General features: G+C 70.7%; 2 protein-coding genes (1 of these 2 running past the window's edge). Both read right to left on the bottom strand.

The genetic code is table 11. The features are described 5' to 3' along the window. Positions 1 to 4,339, bottom strand: a 4,339-nt coding sequence (locus AB0F13_RS17135) for a beta-ketoacyl synthase N-terminal-like domain-containing protein (RefSeq protein ID WP_362082083.1), incomplete at its 3' end; no start/stop codon positions are given. Further along, positions 4,326 to 7,613 carry the 3' end of a type I polyketide synthase gene (locus AB0F13_RS17130; protein WP_362082080.1) on the bottom strand. It continues 25,230 nt past the right edge of the window, so the window shows 3,288 of its 28,518 coding nt (coding positions 25,231-28,518); its start codon lies beyond the right edge, outside the window; the stop codon is at positions 4,326 to 4,328. The genes AB0F13_RS17130 and AB0F13_RS17135, both read right to left, overlap by 14 nt.

Genomic DNA, 7,613 nt, shown 5'->3' with positions numbered 1-7,613 from the left:
CCGCATCGGCATCAGCGACATCACAGGCGACGAGGGTCACATCGGCGCCCAGAGCGGTCAGCTCCGCCCGCAGCTCCACCGCACCCGGTGCCTCCCGGCCGCGCCGACTCGCCAACAGCAGATGCCGCATGCCGCGTTCGGCCACCAGGTGCCGGGCAAGCTCGGCACCCAGACCACCTGTACCACCGGTGATCAGCACCGTTCCCGCGGTGTCCCAGACTGCGGACGACACGCTCTCGGCCGTCAGGCGGGCCAGTCGGCCCACCCGTGCCACGCCCTCGCGCACCACGAACTGGGCATCACCCGTGGCCAGCAGACCCGGCAGCGCCGGAACGAACGACAGGGCTGCCGAGGCGTCATGCCCATCGATGTCGACGAGAACGAACCGGTCGGGGTTCTCCGACTGTGCCGCGCGCAGCAGGCCCCAGGCGGCGCCGGCTGCCAGGTCCCGTACTGCTTCGCTCTCCTGGGAGCACACGGCGTTACGGGTGAGGAAGACGAGCCGCGATTCCGCGAACCGCTCCTGCGCCAGCCATTCCTGGATCAACCCCAGGACGCGCGCGGTGACCTCGCGGACAGCTCCGGGTACGTCGTCACCCGCCGTCGAGATCGGGACGAACACCAAGTCCGGAAGCGGCAATTCGTCGCCGTTCAGTTCGTCCAGCGAGCCGATCGTGGCGCCCCCGCCGAATTCGTCGGCGCCCAGCGTCACGTAGCGGAGTCCCTCGGCGGCATGAGTTTCCGGGGCCGGGACCCACTCCAGTCGCAACAGTGAACCGTGCAGGTCAGCGCGAGCAGTCCGGTGCTGGGGCACCTCCGGAGCACGTAGAACCAGCGATTCCACCGAGAGCACCGGAGCACCCGCGACATCGACCACCGCAAGAGACACCGAGTCGTCGCCGATCTTGGTGATACGCACCCGTGCGCTCGACGCGCCACTGGCGTGCAATGAGACGCCGTTCCAGGAGGACGGCAGCAGGACCGCTGCCTGTCGCCGGCCGACCGGACCCGCGAGCCCGGCTGCCGCCTGCACTGCTGCGGCCAGCAGAGCCGGATGCAGACCGTACCGGTCGGCATCGCCGGACACGTCACCGGACAGGGCGATCTCGGCGAACGCCTCCTCGCCTCGCACCCATGCGGAACGCAGGCCCTGAAGGGCCGGTCCGTAGTCGGGACGGTCGCAGAAGTCCTCCAGGTCGACGACCGTCGCGTTCCGTGGCGGCCAGACCGACTCGCCGAACTCCGCGATCCGCTCGCCTGATGAGAGAACGCCCGTGGCGTGCTCGGTCCAAGCCTGGTCCGGAGAGTCCGCGACCTGTGAGTAGAGGCTCACCTTGCGGGCTCCCGACTCGTCGGGAGTGCCCACCCATACCTGCACCAACACTGCGCTGCCCTCGGTGAGGACCAGCGGCTCGCCGAGAGCGAGTTCCTCAATCCGGTCGCATCCGACCTGGTCGCCGGCGCGGATGGCCAGCTCCAGGAACCCGGTCGGGGGAAACACAGTCGTCCCGCCCACCGTGTGGTCCTTCAGCCACGGATGTGCCTTCAGCGAGAGCCGGCCCGTGAACAGCACACCGTCCGAAGCAGCCAACGCGACGGCCGCCCCGAGCAGCGGGTGCCCGGCAGGCATGAGCCCCGCGGCGGTCACGTCGCCTAGGTCCGCCGTCAGCGTGGGCCAGTACCGCTCGTGCTGGAAGGCGTACGTCGGTACATCCACTCGGCGTGCGCCTGTACCGGCGAAGCAGCCCGCCCAGTCGACTCCGACGCCGGCCACATGCAGCCGGGCCAGGGCGGCGAGGAGCGCGGTCTCCTCCGGCCGGTCCTTGCGCAGGGCCGGCACGACAACGACGTTCTGGCCGTCATCGCCCAGGCTTTGCCGGGCCATCGCCGCAAGCACACCGTCGGGGCCCAGCTCCAGGAACGCCGACACACCGGCATCGGTGAGCGTCTTCACCCCGTCGGCGAAACGGACAGTCTCGCGGACGTGGCGCACCCAGTACTCAGGCGTGCACACCAGTTCCGTCGTCGCCGGCTCACCCGTCAGATTCGACACGAGCGGGATCTCCGGGGCCGCGAACGACAGCCCGGACACGACTTGCCGGAACTCCTCCAGCATCGGGTCCATCAACGGCGAGTGAAAGGCGTGGCTGACCGACAACCGCTGCGTCTTACGACCCTCCGCCATGAAGGTCTCGGCAATGCGGGAAACCGCAGCCTCGTCACCCGCAATCACGACCGCCTGCGGACCATTGACCGCCGCAATCGACACACCCTCGATCAGACGGCCGGACACCTCGTCCTCGCCGGCCTGCAGGGCAACCATCGCCCCGCCTGCAGGTAGCGCCTGCATCAGCCGCGCCCGGGCCTCCACCAGCGTGCACGCATCATCCAACGACAGCACCCCGGAAACGTGCGCCGCCGCGATCTCACCAATGGAATGGCCCGCCACGAAGTCCGGGCGCACACCCCACGACTCCACCAGACGGAACAACGCCACCTCGACGGCGAACAACGCCGGCTGCGTGAACCCGGTGTCATTCAGCAGCTCTCCATCACCGAACAACACCTCCCGCAATGGACTGTCCATCCGCTCCAGCACCGCATCCAGTGCCTCCGCGAAAACGGGGAACCGGCCGTACAACTCACGGCCCATCCCCACCCGCTGCGAACCCTGACCCGAGAACAGGACGGCCAGCGACCGTCCGGCAGTGGCCCTGCCCCGGGCCACCTCGGCCAACGCGCCGCCACCGGCCAGCAGCACCGCGCGGTGCTCGAAGGCCGACCGGCCCGTGGCCAGTGAGAAGCCCACGTCGAGCGGAGACAGCGCATCCAGCGACGAGACCCGCCGCAGCTGCTCCGTCAGCGCTTCCTCAGTCTTCGCCGACACCAGCCACGGCACCACGTCGGGCGACGACACCGACGCCGCAGGCTGGTCGGCCGGAGCAGCGACCGGGCCCGCCTGTTCCACGATCACATGCGCGTTCGTGCCGCTGATGCCGAACGACGACACGCCCGCACGCCACGGCCGGTCCACCTCGGGCCACGCCCGCGGCTCCGCCAGCAGCTCCACCGCGCCCGCCGACCAGTCGACGTGGGACGACGGCGCATCCAGATGCAACGTCTTCGGTAGCACACCGCGCCGCATCGCCATGACCATCTTGATCACACCGGCAACGCCTGCCGCAGCCTGCGTATGGCCCAGATTCGACTTCACCGAACCCAGCCACAGCGGACGCTCGTTCTGACGCTCCTGACCGTAGGTGGCCAGCAGCGCCTGCACCTCGATGGGGTCGCCGAGCGGCGTGCCCGTGCCGTGGCCCTCGACGGCGTCCACGTCCGACGGGGTCAGCCCGGCTGCGCGCAGGGCTCGCCGGATCACCCGCTGCTGCGCCGGGCCGTTCGGTGCGGTGAAGCCGTTGGATGCGCCGTCCTGGTTGATGGCCGAGCCGCGCACCAGGGCCAGGACCTGGTGGCCCTTCCGGCGGGCGTCCGAGAGCCGCTCCAGGACGAGCATGCCCACGCCCTCCGACCAGCCGGTGCCGTCGGCGGCGTCCGAGAACGCCTTGCACCGGCCGTCGGAGGCCAGGCCGCCCTGTCGGCTGAACTCCATCAGGGAGCCGGGCGTGGACATGATGTTGACACCGCCGGCGAGTGCCAGTGAGCACTCGCCGGAGCGCAGGGCCTGCGCCGCCATGTGGAGGGCCACCAGGGACGAGGAGCATGCGGTGTCGACGGTCACCGCCGGACCTTCCAGGCCCAGCGTGTAGGAGAGGCGGCCGGATGTGGCGCTGGCCGCGATGCCCGTGCCGATGTCGCCGGTGGCGTCCGCGAGGGACCTGACCAAGAGGTAGGCGTAGTCCTGGCCGTTGGTGCCGACGAAGACACCGGTCTGGCTGCCGCGCAGCGAAACCGGGTCGATTCCGGCGCGCTCGAACGCTTCCCATGAGCTTTCCAGCAGCAGTCGCTGCTGGGGGTCCATCGACACGGCCTCTCGCGGTGAGATGCCGAAGAAACCCGCGTCGAAGTCCGCCGCGCAGTCGAGGAATCCGCCCTTCTGGCTGACGCGGTTGCCCCGCTTGTCGACGCCGGCGTCCTGGAGGGCGTCGAGGTCCCAGCCACGGTCCGTGGGGAACCCGGCGATGGCGTCCGTGCCGGATTCCACCAGGTCCCACAGGGCTTCCGGGGAGTTCACCCCGCCCGGGTAGCGGCAGCTCATCGCGATGATCGCGATGGGTTCCGTGGCTGCGGAGACGAGCTTCTGGTTCTGGCGCCGCAGCCGTTCCGTCTCCTTCATCGAGGACCGGAGGGCTTCGACGACTTTCTCGCTAGGCGTGGTCATTGTCAGCTCCGTCGGTCCCGCTGTCGGTCAGAGAGGTGCCATTCAGTGCCGCCTGCACGAGGTCGTCGACACCCATCGCGTCGATCGATTCGCCGTACGCGTCCTCGGCGCCGGCGGCCGCGTCGCTGTTCGCCCGGGTGCCGGAGGCCAGCTTCAGCAGCGGCTCCAGGACGCCTATCTCCCGCAGCTGGGCGATGGAGACGGAAGCCAGCAGCGACCGGATGCCGGCCTGGTCCACGTCTGCGGCCTCGTCCCCGTCCTCGTCGCCGGGCTCTTCGCTCCGGGCATCGCCGGGCATGAGCTGGTCCAGCATGTGTCCGGCCAGGTCGAGCGGTGTGGGGTGGTCGAACACGAGCGTGGCGGGCAGGCTCAGCCCGGTGGCGCCGTTGAGCTGGTTGCGCAGTTCGACGGAGCTCAGCGAGTCGAAGCCGAGGTCCCTGAACGCCCGGTCGGGTTCGATGGCGTCGGCATCGTTGTGGCCCAGTACTTCGGCGACCCGAGTGCGCACCAGGTCGAGTACGACCGTGGAGCGCCGCCCGGCCGGCAGGTTCGCCAGCTTCTCGCGGAGAGCGGGGCCGGCTGTGTCGGCGCCCGGTGCCGGGGAGCCGGTGGTAGCCGGTCCCGTGGGGGCGGACAGGTCGGCCAGCAGGCGGCTGGGCCTGACAGTGGTGAAGGCCCGTACGAACTGTCCGGGCTCGACGTCGGCGACGACCGTGGTGGCGTCGGCGCTCATGACGACCTGGCGCAGTGCGGTGACCGCGAGGTCGGGGTCCAGTGGCCGGATGCCCGTGCGCTGCGCCAGGACGACCGCCCGACTGTCGGCGGCCATGCCATCTCCGCCCCAGGCGCCCCAGGCGATCGAGGTGGCCGCCAGGCCGCGGGCCCGGCGGTCCTCGGCCAGGGCGTCCAGGACGGCGTTCGCCGCGGCGTAGTTGCCCTGGCCCGGGTTGCCCACCGCCGCGGAGGCGGAGGAGAACAGGGCGAACACCGACAGGTCCAGGTCCCTGGTCAGTTCGTCCAGGAGCAGCGCCGAGGCGACCTTCGCGCGGAAGACCGACTCGAACCGTTCGGGAGTCAGACTGTCGAGTACGCCGTCGTCCAAAATTCCCGCGGCGTGGACGACCCCCGTGAGGGGCGCCTCCTCGGGGATGCCGGCGAGGACGGTGGTCATCGCCTCCCGGTCGGCGGCGTCGCAGGCTGTGAGCGTGACCTCGGCACCCAGGTCGGTGAGTTCGGCACGCAGTTCCTGTGCACCGGGGGCATCCGGGCCGGTGCGGCTGATCAGCACCAGGTGACGGGCGCCCGCGGTGGCCAGGTGGCGGGCGACCTGGGCGCCGAGGGCGCCGGTGCCGCCGGTGACCAGCACGGTGCCGGTGGGGTCCCAGGTGCGTACGGGCTGTCCGCCCGGCAGGGGCGCCAGCCTGCGGCCGAAGAGTGCCGAGGGCCGCACGGCGACCTGATCCTCGCCGTCGGGTTCGGCGAGGACACCCGCGAACCGGGTGCCCGAGCGCTCGTCGACGACTTCGGGCAGGTCAATCAGGCCACCCCAGCGCTGCGGGTACTCCAGCGCGGCGACCCGGCCCAGGCCCCACACGCCGGCCTGTGCCAGTCCCGGTACGGGCTCGGAGCCCGACACCGCGACCGCGGCTCGCGTCACGCACCACAGGGGTGCGCCGATGGCGGCGTCGCCGAGCGCCTGCACGAGCGTGGCGGTGAGCACCAGTCCGGCGGGCACGCCGCTCGTGTCCTGTGATTCCTCGAGGGCGAGCAGGGAGAGCACGCCAGTGAACTCCCGGCCGGCGGCGGTCTGCTCGCGCAGCCGCTCGGCCAGGGCTTCCCGCTTGGGGTCGGCGACTTCGAGGCACACCACGTCGGGGCCCAGGAGCCCGACGACGCCGGCCGTCCAGTCCTCGTCGGAGTGCCCGGCGGGAACCACCGCGAGCCAGGTCCCGGACAGGGTGGCCGTACGGGCCCTGCTCAGCGGCTTCCAGGTGATCAGCTGACGCCAGCCATCCACGACGGACTGTTCGCTTCGCCGGCTGCGCCAGTCCCGCAGCGCCGGGAGCACCTTGGACAAGGAGTCGCTGTCGACGTCCAGGGTCGTGACGAGGGATTCGAAGTCCTCACCCTGGATCGCGGACCAGAACTCGGCGTCCTCGCTGCCCGGGGCAGGAGTCGCCGCGGGCTTGGTCTCCGGCCAGAACCGCTGTCGCTGGAAGGCGTAGGTCGGCAGGTCGACCCGGCTCGCCCCGCTCCCGGCGAAGACACCGGACCACTGCGGACGCGCGCCGTTGACGTGCATGCGGGCCAGGGCGGTGACCAACGACGCTTCCTCACCGCGGTCCTTGCGCAGCGCCGGTACGGTCACCGCCTGCGGGAAGGTGCCGTCGAGGGTCTCCTGGGCCATCGCGCACAGGACACCGTCCGGGCCGATCTCCATGAACCGCGTCACGCCACGTTCGGCCAGCGTGCGTACGCCGTCGCCGAAGCGTACGGCCTGACGGATGTGATCGACCCAGTAACCGGGGTCGCACACCTGCTCCGCGGTGGCCACTCCACCGGTCAGGTTCGACACGAGCGGCAGGGTCGGCGCAGCGTACGACACGCTACGAGCGACCTGCCCGAAGTCCTCAAGCATGGCGTCCATATGCGGTGAGTGAAATGCATGGCTCACCCGCAAACGCCTAGTCTTTCGGCCGTCGGCGTCGAAACCTTCGGTAATCCGCAGCACAGCGGCTTCGTCACCGGCGATGACGACCGCGTTCGGGCCGTTGACGGCGGCGATGGAAACGCCCTCTGCCAGCCGCTCGGTCACCTCGCTCACGGTGGCCTGGATCGCCGCCATGGCGCCGCCCGCGGGCAGTGCCTGCATCAGCCGCGCCCGGGCCGCCACCAACGTGCAGGCGTCCTCGAGCGACAGCACGCCCGCCACGTGGGCGGCAGCGAGTTCACCGATCGAGTGTCCGGCCACGAAGTCCGGGCGGATGCCCCACGACTCCACCAGACGGAACAGCGCAACCTCGACGGCGAACAAGGCCGGCTGCGTGAATCCGGTCTGGTTCAACAGCTCCTCGTCATCGAACATCACCTCCCGCAGCGGACGGACCAACTCGATGTCGAAGCGCGCCAGTACCGCGTCCAGGGCCTCCGCGAAGACGGGGAACCGGCCGTACAACTCCCGGCCCGTCCCCACCCGCTGCGAACCCTGACCCGAGAACAAGAACGCCGACTTGCCGGCCGGGACGGCCCGGCCCTGGACGACCTGCGGTGCGCT

The organism is Streptomyces sp. NPDC026206, assembly GCF_040638465.1.
Taxonomy (GTDB): domain Bacteria; phylum Actinomycetota; class Actinomycetes; order Streptomycetales; family Streptomycetaceae; genus Streptomyces.
Note: the sequence above shows the minus strand (reverse complement) of the source record. Positions and strands in the feature narration are given on the sequence as shown.